Annotated in this window: 15 protein-coding genes; 10 read left to right on the top strand and 5 right to left on the bottom strand. The window is 61.1% G+C overall.

Going from position 1 to position 25,588, the window contains the following annotated elements; translation table 11 throughout:
- Positions 1 to 50: 50 nt before the first annotated feature.
- The 6 genes from ABV589_RS01955 to ABV589_RS01930 all read left to right on the top strand — a co-directional run bounded on the left by ABV589_RS01955 (position 51) and on the right by ABV589_RS01930 (position 12,482).
- On the top strand, positions 51 to 1,358 hold the full coding sequence (locus ABV589_RS01955; protein WP_367084647.1) for an MdtA/MuxA family multidrug efflux RND transporter periplasmic adaptor subunit: 1,308 nt from the start codon (positions 51 to 53) through the stop codon (positions 1,356 to 1,358).
- Positions 1,355 to 4,450 carry an MdtB/MuxB family multidrug efflux RND transporter permease subunit gene (locus tag ABV589_RS01950; protein WP_367084646.1) on the top strand — a complete coding sequence of 1,032 codons (3,096 nt, stop codon included), beginning with the start codon at positions 1,355 to 1,357 and terminating at the stop codon, positions 4,448 to 4,450. The genes ABV589_RS01955 and ABV589_RS01950 overlap by 4 nt, the downstream gene beginning before the upstream one ends.
- 142 nt (positions 4,451 to 4,592) lie before the next feature.
- The gene (locus ABV589_RS01945) at positions 4,593 to 7,700 is read left to right on the top strand and encodes an efflux RND transporter permease subunit (protein ID WP_367084645.1); all 3,108 of its coding nucleotides are present in this window, start codon (positions 4,593 to 4,595) and stop codon (positions 7,698 to 7,700) included.
- Positions 7,697 to 9,157 carry an efflux transporter outer membrane subunit gene (locus tag ABV589_RS01940; protein WP_367084644.1) on the top strand — a complete coding sequence of 487 codons (1,461 nt, stop codon included), beginning with the start codon at positions 7,697 to 7,699 and terminating at the stop codon, positions 9,155 to 9,157. The genes ABV589_RS01945 and ABV589_RS01940 overlap by 4 nt, the downstream gene beginning before the upstream one ends.
- 252 nt (positions 9,158 to 9,409) lie before the next feature.
- The gene (locus tag ABV589_RS01935) at positions 9,410 to 11,491 is read left to right on the top strand and encodes an EAL domain-containing protein (protein WP_367084643.1); all 2,082 of its coding nucleotides are present in this window, start codon (positions 9,410 to 9,412) and stop codon (positions 11,489 to 11,491) included.
- 244 nt (positions 11,492 to 11,735) lie between these two features.
- Positions 11,736 to 12,482 (top strand): SDR family oxidoreductase, encoded by a 747-nt coding sequence (locus tag ABV589_RS01930; protein ID WP_007968514.1) that lies wholly within the window; start codon positions 11,736 to 11,738, stop codon positions 12,480 to 12,482.
- 294 nt (positions 12,483 to 12,776) lie between these two features.
- On the opposite strand, the gene ABV589_RS01925 is transcribed toward ABV589_RS01930, so the two are convergent.
- From ABV589_RS01925 to ABV589_RS01910, 4 genes are all read right to left on the bottom strand, one after another.
- Positions 12,777 to 13,031 carry a hypothetical protein gene (locus ABV589_RS01925; RefSeq protein ID WP_367084642.1) on the bottom strand — a complete coding sequence of 85 codons (255 nt, stop codon included), beginning with the start codon at positions 13,029 to 13,031 and terminating at the stop codon, positions 12,777 to 12,779.
- Between the two features lie 177 nt (positions 13,032 to 13,208).
- A complete protein-coding gene (gene mapR, locus ABV589_RS01920; protein WP_329697883.1) occupies positions 13,209 to 14,618 on the bottom strand; it encodes a GntR family transcriptional regulator MpaR in 1,410 nt (469 codons plus the stop codon).
- Between the two features lie 169 nt (positions 14,619 to 14,787).
- Positions 14,788 to 16,218, bottom strand: coding sequence for a cytochrome c oxidase accessory protein CcoG (ccoG, locus tag ABV589_RS01915; protein WP_367084641.1), 1,431 nt, complete (start codon positions 16,216 to 16,218; stop codon positions 14,788 to 14,790).
- Positions 16,219 to 16,413: 195 nt separating this feature from the next.
- Positions 16,414 to 16,662: a DUF3203 family protein gene (locus ABV589_RS01910; RefSeq protein WP_007968520.1), complete on the bottom strand. Its 249-nt coding sequence runs from the start codon at positions 16,660 to 16,662 to the stop codon at positions 16,414 to 16,416.
- 123 nt (positions 16,663 to 16,785) lie between these two features.
- On the opposite strand from ABV589_RS01910, the gene ABV589_RS01905 reads away from it, so the two are divergent.
- On the top strand, positions 16,786 to 17,298 hold the full coding sequence (locus ABV589_RS01905; RefSeq protein ID WP_007968522.1) for an MgtC/SapB family protein: 513 nt from the start codon (positions 16,786 to 16,788) through the stop codon (positions 17,296 to 17,298).
- 112 nt (positions 17,299 to 17,410) lie between these two features.
- Here the strand turns inward: ABV589_RS01905 and ABV589_RS01900 are convergent, their stop codons facing one another.
- The gene (locus ABV589_RS01900) at positions 17,411 to 17,569 is read right to left on the bottom strand and encodes a hypothetical protein (protein WP_007966757.1); all 159 of its coding nucleotides are present in this window, start codon (positions 17,567 to 17,569) and stop codon (positions 17,411 to 17,413) included.
- Positions 17,570 to 17,787: 218 nt separating this feature from the next.
- Between ABV589_RS01900 and ABV589_RS01895 the strand changes: the two genes are divergently transcribed.
- From ABV589_RS01895 to glgB, 3 genes are all read left to right on the top strand, one after another.
- The gene (locus tag ABV589_RS01895) at positions 17,788 to 19,785 is read left to right on the top strand and encodes an alpha-1,4-glucan--maltose-1-phosphate maltosyltransferase (protein ID WP_367084640.1); all 1,998 of its coding nucleotides are present in this window, start codon (positions 17,788 to 17,790) and stop codon (positions 19,783 to 19,785) included.
- A gap of 183 nt (positions 19,786 to 19,968) precedes the next feature.
- Positions 19,969 to 23,310, top strand: coding sequence for a maltose alpha-D-glucosyltransferase (treS, locus tag ABV589_RS01890; RefSeq protein WP_367084639.1), 3,342 nt, complete (start codon positions 19,969 to 19,971; stop codon positions 23,308 to 23,310).
- 2 nt (positions 23,311 to 23,312) lie between these two features.
- Complete coding sequence (gene glgB / locus ABV589_RS01885) at positions 23,313 to 25,544, top strand: 1,4-alpha-glucan branching protein GlgB (protein ID WP_367084638.1); 2,232 nt, start codon at positions 23,313 to 23,315, stop codon at positions 25,542 to 25,544.
- Positions 25,545 to 25,588: the final 44 nt, after the last annotated feature.

Here is a 25,588-nt window from a genome sequence, read left to right as displayed (position 1 = left end):
CCGATCAGTGCTTATCGTTCAGCCTCCCGTAAAAGAAGCCCACGCGCCCAATGGTTAATCAATCCATGCAATCGTCCCCTCGCAACTCCCGTCGCTGGCTGATCAGCCTGCTCGTCCTGTTGGTCATCGCCGTCCTGTGCTGGAAATTCTGGCCCGCCGGTTCGGCCCACAAGGAGGGCGCCGACAAGGCGGCGAGCGGCCATGCCGGACGTTCGGGGATGATGCGGCCGGGCTTCGGTGGCGCGGCCGGGCCGATTCCGGTGCGTGTGGCTCCGGCGGTCACGGGCGACTTCCCGCTGTATTACAAGGCTCTGGGTACGGTGACCGCGCTCAACACCATCAACGTGCGCAGCCGGGTCGGCGGCGAACTGGTGAAGATCAACTTCGAGGAAGGGCAGATGGTCAAGGCCGGCGACCTGCTGGCAGAGATCGATCCGCGCCCGTACCAGAACGCCTTGCTCCAGGCTGAAGGCACCTTGCTGCAGAATCAGGCGCAGCTGAAAAACGCTCAGGTCGACGTCGAGCGTTATCGCGGCCTGTACAAGGAAGACAGCATCGCCAAGCAGACGCTGGACACCGCCGAAGCGCTGGTCGGGCAGTATCTGGGCACGGTCAAGACCAATCAGGCGGCGGTCAACGACGCCAAACTCAATCTCGAATTCACCAAGATCCGCGCACCGATTGCCGGTCGCGTCGGCCTGCGTCAGGTCGACGTCGGCAACCTCGTCGCGGCCAATGACACCACGTTCCTCGCGGTGATCACCCAGACCCAGCCGATCAGCGTGGTCTTCACTTTGCCGGAAAACAGCCTCGAAACCGTGCTTGCCCGCTACCACAGTGGCGCGAAACTGCCGGCCGAAGCGTGGGATCGCGGCGACACGAAAATCCAGGCCAGCGGCGTGCTGCAAAGCCTCGACAACCAGATCGACGTCGCCACCGGCACCCTGAAATTCAAGGCCCGTTACGATAACCGTGACCAGTCGCTGTTCCCCAATCAGTTCGTTAATGTGCACCTGCTGGCCGACACCCTGAAAAGCGTGGTACTGGCACCGTCGGCGGCGATTCAGTTCGGCACCAACGGTACCTTCGTTTATGCGTTGGACGGCGACAAGAAAGTCACCATCCGCCAACTGAAAATCGGCGCCAGTGACGGCACCAACACGGTGATCACCGAAGGTCTGGCGGCAGGCGACCGCGTCGTGCTCGAAGGCACCGATCGCCTCAAAGAAGGCAGCGAAGTGGAAGTCGTCAACGACAGCAATGACGTGCCGACCACCCCGACCGGGCACCTGCAGGGCAAACCCGCGGCCAGCGCGCCGGACGCCGCCGCAGCTGACAAGGCCAAGAAGGGCGCATGAACATTTCGCGGCTGTTCATCCTCCGTCCGGTTGCCACCACCCTGAGCATGCTGGCCATTGTGCTGGCCGGCCTGATTGCCTATCGCCTGCTGCCGGTTTCGGCATTGCCGCAGGTCGATTATCCGACCATCCGCGTCATGACCCTGTACCCCGGCGCCAGTCCGGACGTGATGACCAGTGCCGTCACCGCGCCGCTCGAACGTCAGTTCGGGCAGATGCCGGGCCTGACGCAAATGGCCTCGACCAGCTCCGGCGGTGCTTCGGTGCTGACCCTGCGTTTCAGCCTCGACATCAACATGGACGTCGCCGAACAGCAGGTGCAGGCCGCGATCAACGCCGCGACCAATCTGCTGCCGACCGACTTGCCGGCGCCGCCGGTGTACAACAAGGTCAACCCGGCGGACACCCCGGTGCTGACCCTGGCGATCACCTCGAAAACCATGCTCCTGCCAAAACTCAATGATCTGGTCGATACGCGCATGGCGCAGAAGATCGCCCAGATCAGCGGCGTCGGCATGGTCAGCATTGCCGGCGGTCAGCGGCAGGCGGTGCGGATCAAGGTCAACCCGGAAGCACTGGCGGCGAACAGCCTGAACCTGGAAGACGTGCGCACCCTGATCGGCGCGTCCAACGTCAATCAGCCCAAGGGCAACTTCGACGGCCCGACCCGGGTCTCGATGCTCGACGCCAACGATCAGCTGACGTCGCCCAAGGACTACGCCAACCTGATCCTCGCCTACAAGAACGGCGCGCCGCTGCGCCTGAAGGATGTCGCGGAAATCGTCGACGGCGCCGAGAACGAACGCCTGGCGGCGTGGGCCAACCAGAATCAGGCAGTGCTGCTCAATATCCAGCGTCAGCCGGGTGCCAACGTGATCGAGGTAGTCGACCGGATCAAGGCACTGCTGCCGAGCATCACCGACAACCTGCCGGCCGGCCTCGACGTTACCGTGCTCACCGACCGCACCCAGACCATCCGCGCCTCGGTGACTGACGTGCAGCACGAACTGCTGATCGCCATTGCGCTGGTGGTGATGGTGACTTTCCTGTTTTTGCGGCGTGCCAGCGCGACGATCATCCCGTCGGTGGCGGTGCCGCTGTCGCTGATCGGCACGTTTGGCGTGATGTATCTCGCCGGGTTCTCGGTCAACAATCTGACCTTGATGGCGCTGACCATCGCCACCGGTTTTGTGGTCGACGATGCGATTGTGATGCTGGAAAACATCGCGCGCTTCATCGAGGAGGGTGACAGCCCGATGCAGGCGGCGCTCAAAGGCGCGAAGCAGATCGGCTTCACCCTGATCTCCCTGACCCTGTCGCTGATCGCGGTACTGATTCCGCTGCTGTTCATGGCTGACGTGGTCGGGCGACTGTTCCGCGAGTTCGCCATCACTCTGGCGGTGGCGATCCTGATTTCGCTGGTGGTCTCGCTGACCCTGACGCCGATGATGTGCGCGCGTTTGCTCAAACGTGAGCCGGAAGCCCACGAGCAGGGCCGCTTCTACCGGGCCAGCGGCGGCTTCATCGACTGGATGATCGCCGCCTACGGGCGCAAGTTGCAGTGGGTGCTCAAACACCAGCCGCTGACCCTGTTGGTGGCCATCGGTACGCTCGCGCTGACCGTGTTCCTTTATATGGTGGTGCCCAAGGGCTTCTTCCCGGTGCAGGACACCGGGGTGATCCAGGGCATTTCCGAGGCGCCGCAGTCGATTTCCTTCGCCGCCATGGGCGAGCGTCAGCAGGCGCTGGCCAAGGTGATTCTTGAAGATCCGGCGGTTGAAAGCCTGTCGTCCTACATCGGTGTCGACGGCGACAACGCCACGCTCAACAGCGGTCGCCTGCTGATCAACCTCAAGCCCCACGGCCAGCGTGACCTGAGTGCCACCGAGGTGATCGCGCGCCTGCAACCGCAACTGGACAAACTGGTCGGCATTCGCCTGTTCATGCAGCCGGTGCAGGATCTGACCATCGAGGATCGGGTCAGCCGCACCCAGTATCAATTCAGCATGTCCTCACCGGATGCCGAACTGCTCAGCCAGTGGAGCGGGCGTCTGGTCGAGGCGCTGGCCCAGCGCCCGGAACTGACCGACGTTGCCAGCGACTTGCAGGACAAGGGTCTGCAGGTCTATCTGGTGATCGACCGCGATGCGGCGTCGCGCCTCGGTGTTTCGGTGCAGAACATCACCGATGCGCTGTACGACGCCTTCGGCCAGCGGCAGATCTCGACCATTTACACCCAGGCCAGCCAGTACCGCGTGGTGCTGCAGGCGCAGGCCGGGGAGAAGATCGGGCCGGCGGCGCTGGACCAGATTCACGTCAAGACCACCGATGGTGCGCAGGTGCGCCTGTCGAGCCTGGCCCATGTCGAGGAGCGTCAGGCGCAATTGGCGATCACCCACATCGGTCAGTTCCCGGCGGTGATGATGTCGTTCAACCTCGCACCCGGTGTGGCGCTGGGGCATGCGGTGGACATCATCGATCAGGTGCAGAAGGACATCGGCATGCCGATTGGCGTGCAGACCCAGTTCCAGGGCGCGGCCGAAGCATTCCAGGCATCGCTGTCGAGCACCTTGCTGCTGATTCTGGCGGCGGTGGTGACCATGTACATCGTGCTCGGCGTGCTCTACGAGAGTTACATCCACCCGATCACCATCCTGTCGACCCTGCCGTCGGCGGCGGTGGGGGCCTTGCTCGCGTTGCTGCTCAGCGGCAATGACCTGGGGATGATCGCAATCATCGGCATCATCCTGCTGATCGGTATCGTCAAGAAGAACGCGATCATGATGATCGACTTCGCCCTCGACGCCGAACGCACCCAGGGCATGGCGCCGGAGCAGGCAATCTATCAGGCGGCGCTGCTGCGTTTCCGGCCGATTCTGATGACCACCCTGGCCGCGCTGTTCGGCGCCGTGCCGCTGATGCTCGCCACCGGTTCCGGGGCTGAGTTGCGGCAGCCGTTGGGTCTGGTGATGGTCGGCGGCTTGCTGGTGAGCCAGGTACTGACTCTGTTCACTACGCCGGTGATCTATCTGTACTTCGACCGTCTCGGTCGGCGCTTTGGCAAGACCGATGCCGAAGAGGTATCGGTATGACTGTCCGTACACATATCCCTTGTAGGAGTGAGCCTGCTCGCGATAGCAGTGTGTCTGTCCCTACCGATATTGAATGTGCCGACCTCATCGCGAGCAGGCTCACTCCTACAGGGGAGTGCGGTGAAAGTAAGGATCTTGGTCAATGAACTTGTCCGGTCCTTTCATCAAGCGCCCGGTCGCGACCATGCTCCTGAGCCTGGCAATCATGTTGCTGGGCGGCGTCAGCTTCGGCCTGCTGCCGGTATCGCCGCTGCCGCAAATGGATTTCCCGGTGATTGTGGTCCAGGCCAGTCTGCCCGGCGCCAGCCCCGAGGTCATGGCGTCAACGGTGGCGACGCCGCTGGAGCGTTCGTTCGGCGCGATTGCCGGCGTCAACACCATGAGCAGCCGCTCCAGCCAGGGTTCGACCCGGGTCATTCTGCAATTTGACCTCGACCGCGACATCAACGGCGCGGCGCGCGAGGTGCAGGCGGCGATCAATGCTTCGCGCAACCTGTTGCCGAGCGGGATGCGCAGCATGCCGACCTACAAGAAGGTCAACCCGTCGCAGGCACCGATCATGGTGCTGTCGCTGACTTCGGATGTGCTGGAAAAAGGCCAGCTCTATGACCTGGCCTCGACCATTCTGTCGCAGAGCCTGTCGCAGGTGCAGGGTGTCGGTGAAGTGCAGATCGGCGGCAGTTCGCTGCCGGCGGTGCGCATCGAACTCGAGCCGCAGGCGCTGAACCAGTACGGCGTGGCGCTCGATGACGTGCGCAAGACCATTGCCGGGGCCAATGTGCGCCGGCCCAAGGGTTCGGTCGAAGACGGCGAACGCCTGTGGCAGATCCAGGCCAACGACCAGTTGGAGAAGGCCAAGGATTACGAATCACTGATCATCCATTACAACAACGGCGCGGCCCTGCGCCTGAAGGATGTAGCCAAGGTCAGCGACGGCGTCGAAGACCGTTACAACAGCGGTTTCTTCAACGATGACGCAGCGGTGCTGCTGGTGATCAACCGCCAGGCCGGCGCCAACATCATCGAGACGGTCAACGAGATCAAGGCGCAGTTGCCGGCGTTGCAAGCGGTACTGCCGGCCAGCGTCAAACTGAATCTGGCGATGGATCGCTCGCCGGTGATCAAGGCCACCCTGCACGAAGCGGAAATGACCCTGCTGATCGCCGTGGCGCTGGTGATTCTGGTGGTGTTCCTGTTTCTCGGGAATTTCCGCGCCTCGCTGATTCCGACGCTGGCGGTGCCGGTGTCGCTGGTCGGCACCTTCGCGGTGATGTACCTCTATGGTTTTTCGCTGAACAACCTGTCGCTGATGGCGTTGATTCTGGCCACCGGGCTGGTGGTGGACGATGCCATCGTGGTGCTGGAGAACATTTCCCGACACATCGACGAAGGCGTCAAACCGATGAAAGCCGCCTACCTCGGGGCCAAGGAAGTCGGTTTCACCTTGCTGTCGATGAACGTGTCGCTGGTGGCGGTGTTCCTGTCGATCCTGTTCATGGGCGGGATTGTCGAGAGTCTGTTCCGCGAGTTCTCCATCACCCTGGCGGCGGCGATCGTGGTGTCGCTGGTGGTCTCGCTGACCCTGACGCCGATGCTCTGTGCGCGCTGGCTCAAGCCACACACGCCGGGCCAGGAAAACCGTCTGCAACGCTGGAGCCGCCGCGCCAACGACTGGATGGTCGGCAAGTACGCCACCAGTCTCGACTGGGTCCTGCGCCATCGCCGCCTGACCTTGCTCAGCCTGATCATCACGGTCGGGGTCAACGTCGCGCTGTACGTAGTAGTACCGAAGACGTTCATGCCGCAGCAGGACACCGGCCAGTTGATCGGTTTCGTGCGTGGCGACGACGGCCTGTCGTTCAGCGTGATGCAGCCGAAAATGGAAACCTTCCGCCGCGCCGTGCTCAAGGACGAAGCGGTGGAGAGTGTGGCCGGGTTCATCGGTGGTACCAACGGCACCAACAACGCGTTCATGCTGGTGCGCCTGAAGCCGATCAAGGAGCGCAATCTGTCGGCGCAGAAAGTCATCGAACGCCTGCGCAAGGAAATGCCCAAGGTACCCGGCGCCCAGTTGATGCTGATGGCGGACCAGGATCTGCAGTTCGGTGGTGGCCGCGAGCAGACCACCTCGCAATACAGCTACATCCTGCAAAGCGGTGATCTGGGCGCGTTGCGCGAGTGGTATCCGAAAGTGGTCACCGCGCTGCGCGCACTGCCCGAGCTGACCGCCATCGATGCCCGCGAGGGCCGTGGCGCGCAGCAGGTGACGCTGATTGTCGACCGCGATCAGGCCAAGCGCCTGGGTGTCGACATGAACATGGTCACCGCAGTGTTGAACAACGCCTACAGCCAGCGGCAGATTTCGACGATCTACGACAGCCTCAACCAGTATCAGGTGGTGATGGAGGTCAATCCGAAATACGCGCAGGATCCGGTGACGCTCAATCAAGTGCACGTAATCACCGCCGACGGCGCACGGATTCCGTTGTCGACTATCGCCCATTATGAAAACAGCCTGGAAGACGACCGCGTCAGCCACGAAGGCCAGTTCGCCTCCGAAAGCATCGCGTTCGACATGGCTGAAGGCGTGACCGTGGAGCAGGGCAGTGCCGCGATCGAGCGGGCGATTGCCAAGGTCGGCCTGCCGGAAGACGTGATCGCGAAAATGGCCGGCACCGCCGACGCCTTTGCCGCGACCCAGAAAAGCCAGCCGTTCATGATTCTCGGCGCTTTGCTGGCGGTGTATCTGGTGCTCGGTGTGTTGTATGAAAGCTATATTCACCCGCTGACCATTCTCTCGACCTTGCCCTCGGCCGGGGTCGGCGCGTTGCTGTCGATCTATGCGCTGGGCGGCGAGTTCAGTCTGATTTCGCTGCTCGGACTGTTCCTGCTGATCGGTGTGGTGAAGAAAAACGCGATCCTGATGATCGACCTGGCGCTGCAATTGGAGCGCCATCAGGGCCTGTCGCCGCTGGAGTCGATCCGTAGCGCCTGCCTGCAACGGCTGCGGCCGATTCTGATGACCACGCTGGCGGCGATCCTCGGCGCCTTGCCGCTGTTGCTCAGCCGCGCCGAAGGTGCGGAGATGCGCCAGCCACTGGGCCTGACCATCATCGGCGGCCTGATCTTCAGCCAGGTCCTGACCCTTTACACCACGCCTGTGGTTTACCTCTATCTCGACAAGCTGCGCCACCGCTTCAACAAGTGGCGTGGCGTGCGTACTGACGCCGCTCTGGAAACTCCGCTATGACCGATCGTTCGCTTCTCAATCTGGCCACTGCGCGCGGCTCGCGTCTGCTGAGCCTGTCGCTGTGCGTGGCGATGCTCAGTGCCTGCGCCGTCGGCCCGGACTATCAGCGCCCGCAGACCGCCGAGGTCGCGCAATACAAGGAAGCCAAGGGCTGGCGTCAGGCCAATCCGAGCGACTCGCTGGCCCGTGGCGCCTGGTGGGAGTTGTATGGCGATCAGCAGCTCAACGGCCTGATCGAGAAACTCAACAGTTCCAACCAGACTGTCGCGCAATCCGAAGCCCAGTTCCGTCAAGCCCAGGCCTTGGTACGTAGTGCCCGTGGGGCGTTTTACCCGAACGTGGACCTGAGCGTGGGCAAGACCCGTTCCAGCCAGGGCACCGGCAGCAGCAGCTCGAGCCTGAGCAGTTCGGCCAGCGGTATACGCGACACCTACAACGCGCAGTTGGGTGTGAGTTGGGAAGCCGACATCTGGGGCAAGTTGCGTCGCGGTCTGGAAGCCAACGAAGCCAGCGCCCAGGCGAGCTTCGCCGATCTGGCTGCGATGCGCCTGAGCCAGCAGTCGGAGCTGGTGCAGAATTACTTGCAACTGCGAGTGATCGATCAGCAGAAACGCTTGCTCGAGGCCACCGTCGCGGCTTACGAAAAGTCGCTGCAAATGACCCAGAACCAGTACCGCGCCGGGATTTCCGGACGCGATGCGGTGGCGCAGGCGCAGACCCAGCTGAAAACCACTCAGGCCGATCTGGTGGACCTGATCTGGCAACGCGCGCAGTTCGAAAACGCTATCGCCGTGCTCACCGGGCAGGCGCCGGCCGAGTTCAGCATCGCTGAAAGCCAGAACATTCCGAACCTGCCGCAGATTCCCCTGAGCCTGCCTTCGCAGTTGCTGGAGCGACGTCCGGACATCGCCTCGGCGGAACGCTCGGTAATCGCCGCCAATGCCAATATCGGCGTAGCCAAAGCTGCGTATTACCCGGATCTGACCCTGAGCATGAGCGGCGGTTACAGCAGCAGTACCTCGAAAAATCTTCTAACGCTGCCGAACCGTTTCTGGTCGGTCGGGCCGAAACTGGATTTGCCGATTTTCGATGGCGGGATCCGTTCGGCCGAAGTTGATCGCACCGAAGCGGTGTATGACCAGACCGTCGCCAAGTACCGCCAGACCGTGCTCGACGGTTTCCGTGAAGTGGAAAACTATCTGGTGCAACTGAAGGTGTATGAGGACGAGGCGGGTGTGCGTCAGGAAGCACTGGATGCCGCGCGCGACTCGCTGCGCCTGACCCAGAACCAGTACAAGGCCGGGTTGATTGCCTACATCGATGTGGTTGTGGTGCAGGCCACGGCGCTGAGCAACGAGCGCACTGTGCTGAATATCCTGCAGAATCGCCTGATTGCCAGCGTGCAATTGATCGCGGCACTGGGCGGCGGTTGGGACGGACAACTGGCCACCGAATAAACCCGTAGGGGCTGCGGCACGCTGCGATCTTTTGATCTTAAAAAACAAGGTCAAAGGATCGCAGCGTGCCGCAGCTCCTACAGGTTGTGATGGTTGTTCCAGAGCCTTGCGCAGTGATCAAACAAGCGTTTCATCGGGTTGATGGCAAAATGATTACTTTGTCAGTGCGTTCTTCCGCGCAATCAGTACAATCGCCGCATTTGCCCGGCCGAGAATGGACGCAGTACGGCGCGGGTGGTCGCGAGAATCTTCATGCTCATCGGTAATTATTCTTTCACCCTGGTTTTCATTTCTTTGTGTGTGGCGATCCTCGCGTCCTACACCGCGCTCGACCTGACCGGACGCATCGCCAGCGCCCGTGGGCGAGCGGTGCATTTCTGGACGGCGGGCGGCGCGCTGGCGATGGGGGTTGGCGTCTGGTCGATGCACTTCATCGGCATGCTGGCCTTCAAGCTGCCGATCGACCTGGGCTACGACATTGCGATTACCGCGCTGTCGCTGTTGATCGCAGTGCTGTCCTGCGGATTTGCCCTGTGGCTGGTCAGCCAGCCGAAACTGCCGATTCTGCAATTAGCCTTTGGTGCTTTGATCATGGGCGCCGGCATCAGCGCCATGCATTACACCGGCATGGCCGCGTTGCGCATGACGCCGGGCATCGATTACGAGCCGACGCTGTTCGGCGCCTCATTGCTGATCGCGGTCGGGGCCTCGGCGGCGGCGTTATGGATCGCCTTCCGCCTGCGCCAGCACTCGCCTTATGTGCGTCTGATTCGTGGTGGTGCGGCAGTGATCATGGGCATCGCGATTGTCGGCATGCACTACACCGGCATGGCCGCCGCGCAGTTTCCTGATGGCAGTTTCTGCGGTGCAACGCTCGACGGCCTCAAGGGCAACGGCCTCGACAATCTGGTGTTGATCACCACGCTGGCGGTGCTGTCGATCGCCTTGCTCACTTCGATTCTCGATGCCCGCCTTGAAGCGCGTACTGCCGATCTGGCGCATTCGCTGACCCTGGCCAATCGCGAACTGACGCAACTGGCGTTGCACGACACCCTGACCGGCCTGCCGAACCGCATGCTGCTGGATGACCGGATCAATCAGGCGATGAAAAAAGTCGAGGAACAGGGTGGCTGTTTTGCGCTGATGTTCATCGACCTGGATGGTTTCAAACCGGTCAACGATGCCTTTGGCCATCACATGGGCGACCAGTTACTGCGTGAAGTCGGGGGGCGTCTGCGTGAAGACCTGCGCAGCCAGGACACATTGGCGCGGATCGGCGGCGATGAATTCGTGCTGCTGGTACGCCTGAGCGAACCCGACGATGCGCTGGGCCTGGCCGCGCGTCAGGTCGGGTTGCTCGGCCAGGCGTTCCGCGTGGCCGAGCACGACTTGCAGATTTCCGCCAGCGTCGGCATCGCCGTGTACCCGGGCAATGGCCAAAACGCGCAGGAACTGCTGATGAACGCCGACGCGGCGATGTATCACGCCAAGGGCGGCGGCAAAAACGGTTACAGCTTCTTCGATGCCTCGATGAACAGCAACGCGCGCAAGCAGTTGCAGTTGTTGCAAGATTTGCGCGCCGCGCTGGAGCACAGTCAGTTCAGCTTGTACTTCCAACCCAAATTCGACGCCGCCAGTGGCCGTCCGGTCGGTGCCGAAGCCCTGCTGCGCTGGCAGCATCCGACCCAGGGCATGCTGCTGCCGGACAAGTTCATCGATCTGGCGGAGAAGACCGGCCTGATCATCGCCATCGGTGAATGGGTGCTCAACGAAGCTTGCCGGCAGATGCGCGAATGGTACGTGCTCGGCTACACCGACTGGCGCATCGCGGTGAACCTCTCGGCGTTGCAGTTCTGCCACGCCGGGCTGGTGCAGAGCGTGGCCAAGGCACTGGCGACCCATCATCTGCCGGCCAACAGCCTGACCCTGGAGATCACCGAAACCACCGCCATGAGCGACGCCGATGCGAGCATGACGGTGTTGCAGGAGTTGTCGGACATGGGCGTCGACCTGTCGATCGACGACTTCGGCACCGGGTATTCGAGCCTGATGTATCTCAAGCGCCTGCCGGCCAACGAGCTGAAGATCGATCGCGGTTTTGTCCGCGATCTGGAGCACGACAGCGATGACGCGGCCATCGTTTCGGCCATTGTGGCGCTGGGGCAGGCCCTGGGCTTGCGAATTGTTGCCGAGGGAGTGGAGACCGGCGTGCAGCAGGATTTCCTCACGCAGTTGGGCTGTGATTCTTTGCAGGGCTATCTGTTGGGGCATCCGCTGCCGGCGGATCGTTTCATGCAGAACATTGCCCGTGGAGAGACTCAGGCGGCTGTCTGACTGCAATCTGTGGCGAGGGAGCTTGCTCCCGCTGGGGCGCGAAGCGGCCCTGTCTTTACTCGGTTTGTACCGTGTTGGCCGGATTCACGACTGCTTCGCAGCCGAGCGGGAGCAAGCTTCCTCGCCACAAAAAAAATCTCAGTGTCATGCAGGGTTTTGTCTTTGACAGACCCCATGCAAAACCGCCCAATGGCGGTTATTCTTCCACCCGACTGTTACGTGTGCATTGGGGGGAAGGGCCAGCATGGATAAAGTCATGGTTATCACCGGTGGCGGGCGCGGAATTGGCGCCGCTACGGCGTTGTTGGCTGCCGGGCAGGGCTATCGGATCTGCATCAACTATCAGTCGGATGAACAGGCCGCGCAAAGCGTGCTGGAGCAAGTGCGGGCGCTGGGGGCGCAAGCCATTGCGGTACGCGCCGATGTCAGCATCGAAGACGAGGTGATCGCGCTGTTTCAGCGGGTCGATACCGAACTGGGACGGGTCACTGCGCTGGTGAACAACGCCGGCACCGTCGGGCACAAGTCGCGGGTCGATGAAATGTCCGAATTCCGCATTCTCAAAATCATGAAAACCAACGTCCTGGCGCCGATCCTCTGCGCCAAGCACGCGATTCTGCGCATGTCGCCCAAACACGGCGGGCAGGGCGGCAGCATCGTCAACGTCTCCTCGGTCGCCGCTCGTCTGGGGTCGCCCAACGAGTACGTCGACTACGCCGCGTCCAAAGGCGCGCTCGACACCTTCACCATCGGTCTGTCCAAGGAAGTGGCGGGCGAGGGGATTCGCGTCAACGCGGTGCGTCCGGGTTATATCTACACCGATTTCCACGCATTGAGCGGTGATCCGGATCGAGTCAGCAAACTGGAGTCGGCGATTCCGATGGCCCGGGGCGGGCGGCCGGATGAAGTGGCGGAAGCGATTGTCTGGTTGTTGTCGGACAAGGCTTCTTATGCGACCGGGACATTTGTTGATCTGGGTGGCGGGCGTTAGAGCCTGGAAAAGCGAGATGGAGGTGGAGGAAAAGTCCGGTTGTTGAGCCGGGTGGAGTGAGGCACGGAAAATCAAAGTTGTGTGCCGTGCTCACTCTGAACTGAAGTTTTTAATGCTGAACTATATGGATGTCATTAAATCCGACGAGTACCTGTTCAGTAGGGGCTGTAAACATCGAGATCCAAAGTTCATTCCTATCGCTCTCGGTGATTGTCAACTCTGCCTCCACTGAATGCCATTTCCCATCCGCAGCAGGAGCGGAAATATCAATGTAATCCTTGCCTCCAAAGGTTTTCAGCCTAATGTCTGTATTTCGATACCTTCTGGAACAGACATTCTGAATGTGATCTTTATATCTTTCTGTTCGAAATGGACAGGAAATTTTTTCCTTAGATCGAGACAGGAATTTTGTCCATCACCTGTTCGTGTTAACTTAACCCCTAAGGCGATTTCTCTTTTGTCGTCAATCACTCTGCTATTGTCGCCGCTGGTACTAAGCCAGGTGTAGTGAAAGTTCGTGTAATCGTCAATGTAACTCTTTGTGCTCATTGAAAGCTCCTTGGCATAAATTGCTTTGGATAAGATTAAGTTAATTGTTCTGTACGGGGCATTGGTAATAGCCAGTTAACTTAACTTCATCTTTAGCCTATTTTGACCTGAGCGTTTTATCTACTGTCAGAAATACTAGGTTTTTCCTGTTTTACCTGCCGTCGGTCTGATTTTGAGCTAGAACGACCGCACAATCCGCCCCAACGTCTCCATCGCCTTCTCCGAACTTTCAGTCCACGGGCTGCCGTAATTCAAGCGGATGCAATTCCTGAAGCGCTGGGTCGGCGAGAAGATCGGACCCGGCGCGATGCTGATGCCTTGCGCCAACGCCATCTGAAACAACTTCAGCGAATCCATCTGCGGTGGCAGTTCCAGCCACAGGAAGTAGCCACCGGCCGGCTGGCTGACGCGGGTCTGCGCCGGGAAGTAGCGGGCAATTGCTGCGAGCATCGCGCTTTGCTGTTCTTCCAGGGCGTAGCGCAATTTGCGCAGGTGGCGGTCGTAGCCGCCGTGCTGCAGGTAGTCGGCGATGGCCGCTTGTGCCGGCATCGAGGCACACAGCGAGGTCATCAGTTTCAGCCGTTCGATTTTCTGCGCGTAGCGCCCGGCGGCAACCCAGCCGATGCGATAGCCGGGGGCCAGGCTTTTGGCGAACGAACCGCAGTGCATCACCAGCCCCTCGGTGTCGAACGCCTTGGCCGGTTTCGGCGCTTGCTGGCCGTAATAGAGTTCGGCGTAGACGTCGTCCTCGATCAGCGGCACCTGATGCCGGCGCAGCAGTTCCACCAGTTCCTGTTTCTTCGCCTCGGGCATGGTCGCGCCCATCGGGTTCTGGAAACTGGTCATGCACCAGCAGGCCTTGATCGGATGGCGCTCCAGGGTCTGGGCGAGCACGCCGAGGTCGATACCGTCGCGCGGGTGCACGGGGATTTCCACGGCTTTGAGTTTCAAGCGCTCCAGCACTTGCAGGCTGGCGTAGAACGCCGGGGCTTCGATGGCCACCAGATCGCCCGGCTCGGTCACCGCTTGCAGGCACAGGTTCAGCGCTTCGAGGGCGCCATTGGTGATCAGCAGTTCTTCCATCGGCAGCATCAACCCGCCGACCATGTAACGCAGCGCGATCTGCCGGCGCAGTTGCGGGTTGCCCGGCGACATGTCGGTGACCACCATGCGCGGGTCCATCTCCCGTGCGGCGCTGGCCAGCGAACGCGACAGCCGTTGCAACGGGAACAGGGTCGGGCTGGGGAACGCCGAACCGAACGGCACGGTGCTTGGGTCCTTGATCGACTCCAGCACCGAGAACACCAGTTCGCTGACGTCGACTTCGGTGGAGTCGTTGACGTGGCTGCTGATCACCGGCTCCGAGAACGGGCTCGGCGCGTGGGTGTTGACGAAGTAGCCGGAGCGCGGCCGCGCACGGATCAGGCCGCGACGCTCCAGCAGGTAATAGGCCTGAAACACCGTGGACGGGCTGACCCCGTAAGTCTGGCTGGCGTAGCGCACCGACGGCACCCGTTGCCCGGGGCCGAGCACGCCGGAGCGGATCAGTTCAGCGATGTCGTCGGCGAATTTTTCGTAGCGTTTCATCGGTATCCCGCGATGGACTGAATTTGGATTGCTTTTTGTGGCGAGGGAGCTTGCTCCCGCTTGAGTGCGCAGCACTCACAAGCTATTGGGGCTGCTACGCAGCCCAGCGGGAGCAAGCTCCCTCGCCACAGGGATCGCATTGTGAAAAAGAGGGCTGCATCTTAAGGGATCAGCGATTCATCGGCGCCACAAACCTGCTTTTCGCCACGCTGTAAATCTGCGGCTCGTCGCTGTCGGCAATCTTGAAGCTCAAGGTCTGCGAGCTGCTGGCCGGGCGCTCGGTGGTCATCGCCACCGACACCGGCACATCGACAATCTCCCCCGGCGCCAGGCTCAGTTCGGTCTTGCCCTGCAACTGGAAGCCGTCGCCGTCCACCAGGCTCAGGTGGTAGTCCTGGCGCTGCTGGGTCTTGTTGATTACCTTGAGGGTGTAGATGTTCTCGATCTGGCCCTGACCGTTTTCACGGAACAGCCCGCGATCCTTGGTCACGTCCAGCGAGACCATCGGCCGTTCGACCAAGGCTAGCGCCAGGGCGCCAATCATCACCAGCAGCACCGCGACATAACCGATCAGCCGAGGCCGCAGCAGATGCGTCTTGCCGCCCTGCAATTCGCGCTCGGAACTGTAGCGGATCAGGCCGCGCGGGTAGTTCATCTTGTCCATGATCGAATCGCAGGCGTCGATGCACGCCGCGCAGCCGATGCATTCCATCTGCAAGCCATCGCGGATGTCGATGCCGGTCGGGCACACCTGCACGCACAACTGGCAATCGATGCAATCACCCAGACCGGCTTCGGCGGGTTTCACGTCACGCTTGCGCGGGCCACGGTTTTCGCCACGGGCGACGTCGTAGGAGATCGCCAGGGTGTCCTTGTCGAACATTACGCTCTGGAATCGCGCATACGGGCACATGTGCATGCACACCGCTTCGCGCAGCCAACCTGCGTTGATGTAAGTGGCGGCGGTGAAGAACAACACCCAGAACAGACTGACCCCGCCGATCTGCAGGGTGAACAGCTCTTCTGCGAGCGGACGGATCGGCGTGAAGTAACCGACGAAGGTCAGCCCGGTCAGCACGCTGATCGCCAGCCACAAGGTGTGCTTGGCTGCGCGCCGGGTCAGTTTGTTCAGGCCCCAGGGTGCCGCTTGCAGTTTGATCCGCTGGTTGCGTTCACCTTCGGTGACTTTCTCGCACCACATGAAGATCCACGTCCACGAACTCTGTGGGCAGGTGTAACCACACCAGACCCGGCCAGCGAACACGGTGATGGCGAACAGGCCGAACGCGGCAATGATCAGCAGCGCCGAAAGCAGGATGAAATCCTGCGGCCAGAAGGTCGCGCCGAAGATGTGGAATTTGCTTTCGGCCAAGTCCCACAACACCGCCTGACGCCCGCCCCAGTTCAGCCACACGGTGCCGAAGAACAGCAAAAAAAGAAACCCCGCGCCGCTCATGCGCAGGGTTCGGAACAGGCCAGTGAAACTGCGGGTGTGGATCTGCTTGTCGGTGGAGCCGGCCTTCGCCTTCATCGGGCGACCAGGCACATTTTTTATGGTTGGCGCTGCTTCTACGGTTCGGACGGGGATTTGTTCGCTCATGGTCATTCGCTCATCAGCCTCCATCAGGCGGATGAACTATGAGCGCCGATCTGTTTGCATAACAGACTCAGCTATTTGAATAAAAAGCGGATCAGATAGCTTTTCGCGCCGGCCCTGCGACAACTTGAAGCAGCCCGCCGACAAAGGCGCAAATGCCTAACGCAGGCGTTTGCGCCGGGTGTTGATCCGGGTCAGTCAAATCACCGAATCACTCTCGTCAGCCTTCAGGTGCTTGCGACCGTCTCTGGCGCCGGCGACGGTCAATGCATCTGCCTCGGCTTCGGTGATGTAAACGCGCCGGCCTTCTATTTCCACGAATGACATGGCTTTTTCACTGTCCGTTTTGACTTCCAGCGTGTCGCAAATGCGAATTTCCTCGCCATTCTCGACCGTGAAAAAACACACTTTCTGCTCAGGATTGGATTCATCGATTCGAACGGGCATGGGGGCAGTCCTTTTTCAGGGAGATCTGCAAGGTTAGGGCGCCGCATTGGCCGATCGTTCTGCGCAACTGATTAATGGTCGCTGCTGTCCATCCCTTATCCAACCAATAACAAGGATCAAACGATGAATGCCTGGTGGCATGAAGTGTGGGAAACCCTGCAAGCGGAGTTCGCTGACATCGGCGATGCCTCACAACTGACACGCATCACCGTGCGACTGGTGATGGCGGCGGTGCTGGGCGGAATTCTGGGCTTTGAGCGCGAACACAAAGGCAAGGCCGCCGGGGTGCGAACGCACATGCTGGTGGCGCTCGGCGCGGCGCTGTTCGTGCTGGTGCCGCAGACCTCCGGGGCTGAATCGGATGCGATGAGCCGGGTGTTGCAAGGGGTGATCGCCGGGATCGGTTTTCTCGGTGCCGGGACGATTCTGAAGAATCAGGAGGGCGATGAAGGCCATGTCAAAGGCCTGACCACGGCAGCCGGCTTGTGGATGACTGCGGCAATCGGCGTGGCGGCCGGGTTGGGCAAAGAGGCGACGGCGTTACTCAGTACGCTGCTGGCCCTGGGGATTTTCAGCGTGATGCCGCGGGTGGTCAGGTTGTTCGAGAAAGACGACGAGAAAAACCGGCATCTGTAACAACCCGCAATCACCCTGTAACCCCCCTGTAGGAGCTGCCGAAGGCTGCGATCTTTTAAAAACAAGATCAAAAGATCGCAGCCTTCGACAGCTCCTACAAGGGAGGCGTTTTTCAGACGATGACGGGGGGCATCGTGGTGGGTGGTTCTTCCTTCGGCGGTGGCGTGGTGCCTGGGGGTTCCTGCTCGGGAACCGGTTGCGGCTCGGTCTCGGGCAGGGTGGGTTTGTCGATGTTCGGATCAGGGGTTTCGGCCGGGATCGGGATGTTCATCTGTAGACCTCCGTGTGGCACATGGCGTGAGAAGTGCTTAAGTGGATTGACCACCTGTTGGCGATTTCGATCCGCTTGTTTTGTTCAGGCAAATCCCTGTGAACTTTTCCCCGCGCCGGTCGCTCGGAACCTAAGTCAGTTCAAGTCGTGGCCGGTGCCTCATTGTGAACACGGATCCGGCACAAGAGCGTCCTTGGGGCGTAAAGGAGAGATGCTCGATGTCTGCTGAAAAACCTTCAGAGCAGAGCTACAACCCACACATGCCGCTGTCGCAGGCGTTGCTGCTGCCGCGCATCGTGATCGAAAACACCATGCCGACCCTCGATGGCGGGCAGTTTGCCGTGAAGTCAATTGCCGGGCGTGACGTCGTCGTCACCAGCAAAGTGTTTGCCGATGGCCACGACAAGCTCGCGGTGCGCGTGCGCTGGCACGAAGAGGGCACTGAGACCTGGCAAAGCGAAGTCATGAATGACCTCGGCAACAACAGCTGGGAGGGCCGCTTTCGGCCCGAGCATCAGGGGCGTTTTGTCTTTTGTGTCGAAGCGTGGATCGATCACTTCGCCAGTTTCCAGTACGAACTGGAGAAAAAACACAACGCTGCCGTTCCGGTTTCACTGGAATTGCAGGAAGGCCGCAGCATGGTGCAGCAGGCCGCCGAGCGCAGCGAAGGCCAGCTCAGCGAACAGCTTGCGGCGCTGCATCATGAGCTGTCCGGGTTGCTCGAAACCGAGCAGGTGGCGCTGTTTCTGCACTCGCGCAGTGCGCAATTGATGGCGCAGGCCGATCACCGCGCCTATCTCAGCCTTAGCGCCGAATTCCCGGTGGATGTCGAACGGGAACTGGCCGAGTTTGCCAGTTGGTACGAATTGTTTCCGCGCTCGATCACCGACGATCCCAACCGACACGGCACTTTCAACGACGTGCACTCGCGTCTGCCGATGATTCAGGACATGGGTTTTGACGTGCTGTACTTCACGCCGATCCACCCGATCGGCCGCGCCCACCGCAAGGGCCGCAATAATTCCCTGACGGCCGGCCCGGATGATCCGGGCAGTCCTTATGCGATCGGCAGCGAGGAGGGCGGGCACGAGGCGATTCACTCGCAGCTCGGTACTCGCGAAGACTTCCGCCGGCTGGTCGCCGCCGCCGCTGAGCATGGGCTGGAAATCGCCCTCGATTTCGCCATTCAGTGTTCCCAGGATCACCCGTGGCTCAAACAGCATCCGGGCTGGTTCAACTGGCGCCCGGACGGCACGATCAAATACGCGGAAAACCCGCCGAAGAAATACCAGGACATCGTCAACGTCGATTTCTATGCGCCGGACGCGATTCCCAGCCTGTGGGTCGAGCTGCGCGATATCGTCGTTGGTTGGGTCAATGAAGGCGTGAAGATCTTCCGCGTCGACAATCCGCACACCAAGCCGCTGCCGTTCTGGCAGTGGCTGATCGCCGATGTGCGCGCGCTGCACCCGGAAGTGATTTTCCTCGCCGAGGCGTTCACCACGCCGGCGATGATGGCGCGTCTGGGCAAGGTCGGTTATTCCCAGAGCTACACCTATTTCACCTGGCGTAATACCAAGTCCGAGTTGGCGACCTACTTCACCGAGCTCAACGAGTCGCCGTGGCGCGAATGCTACCGGCCGAACTTCTTCGTCAACACGCCGGACATCAACCCGGCGTTCCTGCATGAGTCGGGGCGGCCGGGGTTTTTGATCCGTGCGGCGTTGGCGACCATGGGCTCGGGCCTGTGGGGCATGTATTCCGGTTATGAACTGTGCGAATCGGCGCCGGTGCCGGGCAAGGAGGAATACCTCGATTCGGAGAAGTACGAGATCCGCGTTCGCGACTTCAATGCGCCGGGCAACATCATTGCCGAAATCGCCCAGCTCAACCGCATCCGCCGGCAGAACCCGGCGCTGCACACGCACCTGGGGCTGAAGGTCTACAACGCCTGGAACGACAACATTCTGTACTTCGGCAAGCGCAGTTTCGATGGCAGCAATTTCATTCTGGTGGCGGTGAGCCTCGATCCGCACAACGTGCAGGAAGCCAATTTCGAGCTGCCGCTGTGGGAGATGGGCCTGCCGGACGATGCGACCACCCATGGCGAAGACTTGATGAACGGGCATCGCTGGGACTGGCATGGCAAATACCAGTTCATGCGCATTGACCCGGCTTACCAGCCGTTCGGGATCTGGCGGATTACTGCCGCGTAAGGTCGTGCACAGAACCTTGTGGCGAGGGAGCTTGCTCCCGCTCGGCTGCGTAGCAGTCGTAACCCAAGCGAACGCGGTGCATCAGAACAAATGCAATGGGGCTGCTTCGCAACCCAGCGGGAGCAAGCTCCCTCGCCACAGGTATTAGCCGTGTGGCTTTCCAGAATTGAACAGGAGTTTCACATGGCGAAGAAACCCAAGGCAGCCACCTTTATCAAAGACCCGCTCTGGTACAAGGATGCGGTGATCTATCAAGTACACGTCAAATCGTTTTTCGACTCCAACAATGACGGGATCGGCGACTTTCCCGGCCTGATCGCCAAACTCGATTACATCGCCGAACTCGGCGTCAACACTATCTGGCTGCTGCCGTTCTACCCGTCGCCACGTCGCGATGACGGTTACGACATTGCCGAATACCGTGGCGTACACAGCGACTACGGGACCATGGCCGACGCCAAGCGCTTCATCGCCGAGGCGCACAAACGCGGCTTGCGGGTGATCACCGAGCTGGTCATTAACCACACTTCCGACCAGCACCCGTGGTTCCAGCGTGCGCGCAAGGCCAAGCCCGGTTCGGCGGCGCGCGACTTCTACGTGTGGTCGGATGACGACCAGAAATACGACGGCACGCGGATCATCTTCCTCGACACCGAGAAGTCCAACTGGACCTGGGACCCGGTTGCCGGTCAGTACTTCTGGCACCGTTTCTACTCGCACCAGCCCGACCTGAATTTCGACAATCCGCAAGTGATGAAAGCCGTGCTGTCGGTGATGCGTTACTGGCTGGACATGGGCATCGATGGACTACGCCTCGACGCCATTCCGTACCTGATCGAGCGCGACGGCACCAACAACGAAAACCTGCCCGAGACCCACGACGTCCTCAAGCAGATCCGCGCCGAAATCGATGCGAATTACCCCGACCGCATGCTGCTGGCCGAGGCCAACCAATGGCCGGAAGACACCCAGCTGTACTTCGGCGACACCGATGCCGAGGGCGTCAACGGCGACGAATGCCACATGGCCTTTCACTTCCCGCTGATGCCACGCATGTACATGGCGCTGGCCCAGGAAGATCGCTTCCCGATCACCGACATTCTGCGGCAAACCCCCGAGATTCCGGCCAACTGCCAATGGGCAATCTTCCTGCGCAACCACGATGAGTTGACGCTGGAGATGGTCACCGACAAGGAGCGCGATTACCTGTGGAACTACTACGCCGCTGACCGCCGCGCGCGGATCAACCTCGGCATTCGCCGGCGTCTGGCGCCGTTGATGGAGCGTGACCGCCGCCGCGTCGAGCTGCTCAACAGCCTGCTGCTGTCGATGCCCGGCACGCCGACGTTGTATTACGGCGACGAAATCGGCATGGGCGACAACATCTACCTCGGCGACCGCGACGGCGTGCGCACGCCGATGCAATGGTCGATCGACCGCAACGGCGGCTTCTCCCGCGCCGATCCGGCCAGCCTGGTGTTGCCGCCGATCATGGACCCGCAATACGGTTATCTGTCGGTCAACGTCGAGACCCAGGCCGGCGACCCGCATTCGCTGCTCAACTGGACCCGGCGCATGCTCGCCGTGCGCAAGCAATCCAAGGCGTTCGGTCGTGGCACGTTGAAAATGCTTTCGCCGAGCAACCGACGGATTCTGGCCTACACCCGGGAATTCACCGACGCCGACGGCAAGCACGAAATCATCCTTTGCGTGGCCAACGTGTCGCGCAGCGCGCAGGCGGCGGAACTCGATCTGTCGGCCTACGTCGGCATGGTCCCGGTGGAGATGCTCGGCGGTAACGCGTTCCCGCCGATCGGCCAGTTGAATTTCCTCCTGACCCTGGCGCCATACGGCTTCTATTGGTTCGCCCTTGCGGCGGAAAACCAGATGCCGAGCTGGCACGTGGAACCGGCGCAGAGCCTGCCGGACTTCACCACCCTGGTGCTGAAAAAACGCATGGAAGAACTGCTCGAAGCACCGACCCGCAATACGCTGGAGCAGAGCATCCTGCCGAGCTGGCTGCAGAACCGCCGCTGGTTCGCCGGCAAGGACGCAGCCATCGAACAGGTCAATCTGGCCTACGGCGTGCGCTTCGGCGATGCGCAGCATCCAGTGCTGCTCAGCGAGATCGAAGTCACCAGCGCCGGGCAGACCAGCCGCTATCAATTGCCGTTCGGCTTCATCGCCGAAGATCAGGTCGGCCCGGCGTTACCGCAGCAACTGGCGTTGTCCCGTGTTCGTCGCGGGCGGCAGGTCGGTCTGATCACGGATGCCTTCAGCCTCGAATCGTTTGTGCACGCGGTACTGCAAGGCATGCAGAGCAACACCGTGCTCAACTCCGAACAGGGCGAGATTCGTTTCGCGCCGACCGCGCAACTGGAAAAACTCGGCCTCGGCGCTGAATCCGAGGTGCGCTATCTGTCCGCCGAGCAATCGAACAGTTCGGTGGTGATCGGCAACAGTCTGGTGCTGAAGCTGATCCGCAAGGTCGCCTCGGGTGTTCACCCGGAACTGGAAATGAGCGCGTACCTGACCGAGGCCGGTTTCGCCAACATCTCGCCGCTGCTCGGCTCGGTGATCCGCCGCGATGGCGCGGGCGAAGACAATCTGCTGATGATCGCCCAAGGCTATCTGAGCAATCAGGGCGATGCCTGGGAATGGACGCAGAACAACCTCGAACGGGCGTTGCGTGACGAGCTGGCGGACGCGATGTCCGAGCAGGAACAGCATTACAACGCGCTCGGCGAACTGAAGGACTTTGCCGGCATGCTTGGTCAGCGTCTGGGGGAAATGCACAAAGTGCTGGCGGCGCCGAGCGACAACCCCGACTTCGCTCCGCAGACCACCAGCGCCAAGGAGGCGCAAGCCACTGGCAAGGACGTTGCGGCGCAGGTCGAGCATGCCTTGAAGCTGCTCAAGCAGCATCAGAGTCATCTGAGCGCGGCGGATCAGAAAATGGTCGCGCGGCTGCTGGACAACAAAAAAGTCATCCTCGGCCATGTGCAGGAGCTGGCGCAGAAAGCTGTGGGCGGCTTGCGGATTCGCGTCCACGGCGACTTGCATTTGGGTCAGGTGCTGGTGATCAAGGGCGATGCTTATCTGATCGATTTCGAGGGTGAACCGGCGCGGCCACTGCACGAACGGCGCGGCAAACACAGTCCGTACAAGGACGTTAGCGGCGTGCTGCGCTCCTTCGATTACGCGGCGGCGATGACCATCAACGTGCACAACGTCGATCACAGTCCAGAGTCGGAAGCGGCGCGGCATCGGGTTGCCGAGCGCTACCTGCGTGAGGCGCGCGAAGCATTTGTTCAGGCGTATCGCCAAGCGGCAGCTAGTCTTGATCATGCCTGGCAGGATCCTGCGGGTGCCGACGCTGCGCTTGCGCTGTTCGGCCTGGAGAAGGCGGCCTATGAAGTGGCCTATGAAGCCGAAAATCGCCCCACGTGGCTGCCCGTGCCGTTGCACGGTTTGTATGGGTTATTGACGGGGCTTAAACCCTTTTCCGATCTTGGTGGAGAGTAGTCATGAGTTTCTCGAACAAGGAACAGGGTCACGCTAAAGAAGCGTTATTACCGGCGGCGCAGGACATCGACGCCCTGGTGCGCGCTGAACACCACGACCCGTTTTCCATTCTCGGCCCGCACGGTGATGGTGCCGGTGGGCAGTTCATCCGCGCTTATCTGCCGGGTGCATTGAAAGTCGAAGTGCTGGACAAGGACAGCGGTGAAGAACGCGGCGAATTGCAAGCCGCCGAAACGCCGGGGCTGTTTGTGGGGCACTTCGATCAGGCGCGCCCCTATTTGCTGCGCACCCGCTGGGCCGGTGGCGAGCAGATAGCGGAGGACCCTTACAGCTTCGGCCAGTTGCTCGGCGAGATGGATTTGTATCTGTTCGCCGAAGGCAATCACCGCGACCTCAGCAGTTGCCTCGGCGCGCAACTGACCACGGTCGATGGCGTCGACGGTGTGCGTTTTGCCGTGTGGGCACCGAATGCTCGCCGAGTGTCGGTGGTCGGCGATTTCAACGTCTGGGACGGTCGCCGGCATCCGATGCGCCTGCGCCATCCATCCGGGGTTTGGGAGTTGTTCATTCCGCGCCTGCAGGCGGGCGAGTTGTACAAGTACGAGATCCTCGGCGCCCACGGCATTCTGCCGCTCAAGGCCGACCCGATGGCACTGGCCACCAGCCTGCCGCCGGACACCGCGTCAAAAGTCGCCGCACCGCTGCAGATCAACTGGCAGGATCAGGACTGGATGAACGGCCGTCGCGAACGGCAGAAGCATTCAGCGCCGCTATCGATCTACGAATTGCATGCCGGCTCGTGGCAGTGCGAACTGGACGATTTGGGCGAAGTCGCCCGTCAGTACACTTGGCCGGAACTGGCCGAGCGGCTGATTCCTTACGTCAAGGAACTGGGTTTCACCCACATCGAACTGATGCCGATCATGGAACACCCGTTCGGCGGTTCGTGGGGGTATCAGTTGCTCTCGCAATTCGCCCCGAGCGCCCGATACGGCACGCCGGAGCAATTCGGTGAGTTCGTTGACGCCTGCCACCGCGCCGACATCGGCGTGATTCTCGACTGGGTGCCGGCGCATTTTCCTACCGATACCCACGGCCTGGCGCAGTTCGACGGCACCGCGCTGTACGAATACGGCAACCCGCTGGAAGGCTTCCATCAGGACTGGGACACGCTGATTTACAACCTCGGGCGCACCGAAGTTCACGGCTACATGTTGGCGTCGGCGCTGCACTGGTTGAAGCATTTCCACATCGATGGTCTGCGCGTCGATGCGGTGGCCTCGATGCTGTATCGCGACTATTCGCGCAAGGCCGGCGAATGGGTGCCGAACCGTCACGGCGGGCGCGAGAATCTGGAGGCGATCGATTTTCTCCGGCACTTGAATGACGTGGTCGAGCTGGAAGCGCCGGGCGCGCTGGTGATCGCCGAGGAGTCCACCGCATGGCCGGGCGTCAGCCAGAGCACCCAGCAGGGCGGTCTCGGTTTCGCCTACAAATGGAACATGGGCTGGATGCACGATTCGCTGCACTACATTCAGCAGGATCCGGTGTACCGCGCGCATCATCACAACGAATTGAGTTTCGGTCTGGTGTACGCCTGGTCGGAACGCTTCATCCTGCCGATCTCCCACGACGAAGTGGTGCACGGCAAGCACTCGCTGATCGACAAGATGCCCGGTGACCGCTGGCAGAAATTCGCCAACCTGCGGGCCTATCTGAGCTTCATGTGGACCCATCCGGGCAAGAAGCTGTTGTTCATGGGCTGCGAATTCGGCCAGTGGCGTGAGTGGAATCACGATCAGCAACTGGACTGGTACCTGCTGCAATACTCGGAACACAAAGGCGTGCAGAAACTGGTCGGCGACCTCAACCGCCTGTACCGCGAGGAACCGGCGCTGCACGATCAGGACGATGCGCCGCAGGGCTTCCAGTGGTTGATTGGCGATGACGCGATCAACAGCGTGTACGCGTGGCTGCGCTGGAGCAAGGACGGCAAACCGGTGCTGGTGGTGGCCAACTTTACTCCGGTGCCGCGTCAGTCGTATCGGGTCGGCGTGCCGTTTGCCGGGCGCTGGGCGGAGTTGCTCAACAGCGATGCCGACACTTACGCCGGGTCCAACTATGGCAATGGCGGCGGGGCGTTTACCGAAGAGGTGGCGAGCCATGGGCAGGCGCTGTCGCTTGAACTGAATCTGCCACCGCTGGCGGTGTTGATTCTCAAGCCGGAGGGCTGATCCGCGACCGCGTTGCTGCCATCGCGAGCAGGCTCACTCCTACA

The organism is Pseudomonas sp. HOU2 (genome assembly GCF_040729435.1).
Lineage (GTDB): Bacteria > Pseudomonadota > Gammaproteobacteria > Pseudomonadales > Pseudomonadaceae > Aquipseudomonas.
Note: the sequence above shows the minus strand (reverse complement) of the source record. Positions and strands in the feature narration are given on the sequence as shown.

Excerpts from the sequence above, each read along its gene's own strand:
- ABV589_RS01955 (WP_367084647.1), top strand. The coding sequence starts at position 51 with ATGGTTAATCAATCCATGCAATCGTCCCCTCGCAACTCCCGTCGCTGG.
- ABV589_RS01950 (WP_367084646.1), top strand. The coding sequence starts at position 1,355 with ATGAACATTTCGCGGCTGTTCATCCTCCGTCCGGTTGCCACCACCCTG.
- ABV589_RS01945 (WP_367084645.1), top strand. The coding sequence starts at position 4,593 with ATGAACTTGTCCGGTCCTTTCATCAAGCGCCCGGTCGCGACCATGCTC.
- ABV589_RS01940 (WP_367084644.1), top strand. The coding sequence starts at position 7,697 with ATGACCGATCGTTCGCTTCTCAATCTGGCCACTGCGCGCGGCTCGCGT.
- ABV589_RS01935 (WP_367084643.1), top strand. The coding sequence starts at position 9,410 with ATGCTCATCGGTAATTATTCTTTCACCCTGGTTTTCATTTCTTTGTGT.
- ABV589_RS01930 (WP_007968514.1), top strand. The coding sequence starts at position 11,736 with ATGGATAAAGTCATGGTTATCACCGGTGGCGGGCGCGGAATTGGCGCC.
- ABV589_RS01925 (WP_367084642.1), bottom strand. The coding sequence starts at position 13,031 with ATGAGCACAAAGAGTTACATTGACGATTACACGAACTTTCACTACACC.
- mapR (WP_329697883.1), bottom strand. The coding sequence starts at position 14,618 with ATGAAACGCTACGAAAAATTCGCCGACGACATCGCTGAACTGATCCGC.
- ccoG (WP_367084641.1), bottom strand. The coding sequence starts at position 16,218 with ATGAGCGAACAAATCCCCGTCCGAACCGTAGAAGCAGCGCCAACCATA.
- ABV589_RS01910 (WP_007968520.1), bottom strand. The coding sequence starts at position 16,662 with ATGCCCGTTCGAATCGATGAATCCAATCCTGAGCAGAAAGTGTGTTTT.
- ABV589_RS01905 (WP_007968522.1), top strand. The coding sequence starts at position 16,786 with ATGAATGCCTGGTGGCATGAAGTGTGGGAAACCCTGCAAGCGGAGTTC.
- ABV589_RS01900 (WP_007966757.1), bottom strand. The coding sequence starts at position 17,569 with ATGAACATCCCGATCCCGGCCGAAACCCCTGATCCGAACATCGACAAA.
- ABV589_RS01895 (WP_367084640.1), top strand. The coding sequence starts at position 17,788 with ATGTCTGCTGAAAAACCTTCAGAGCAGAGCTACAACCCACACATGCCG.
- treS (WP_367084639.1), top strand. The coding sequence starts at position 19,969 with ATGGCGAAGAAACCCAAGGCAGCCACCTTTATCAAAGACCCGCTCTGG.
- glgB (WP_367084638.1), top strand. The coding sequence starts at position 23,313 with ATGAGTTTCTCGAACAAGGAACAGGGTCACGCTAAAGAAGCGTTATTA.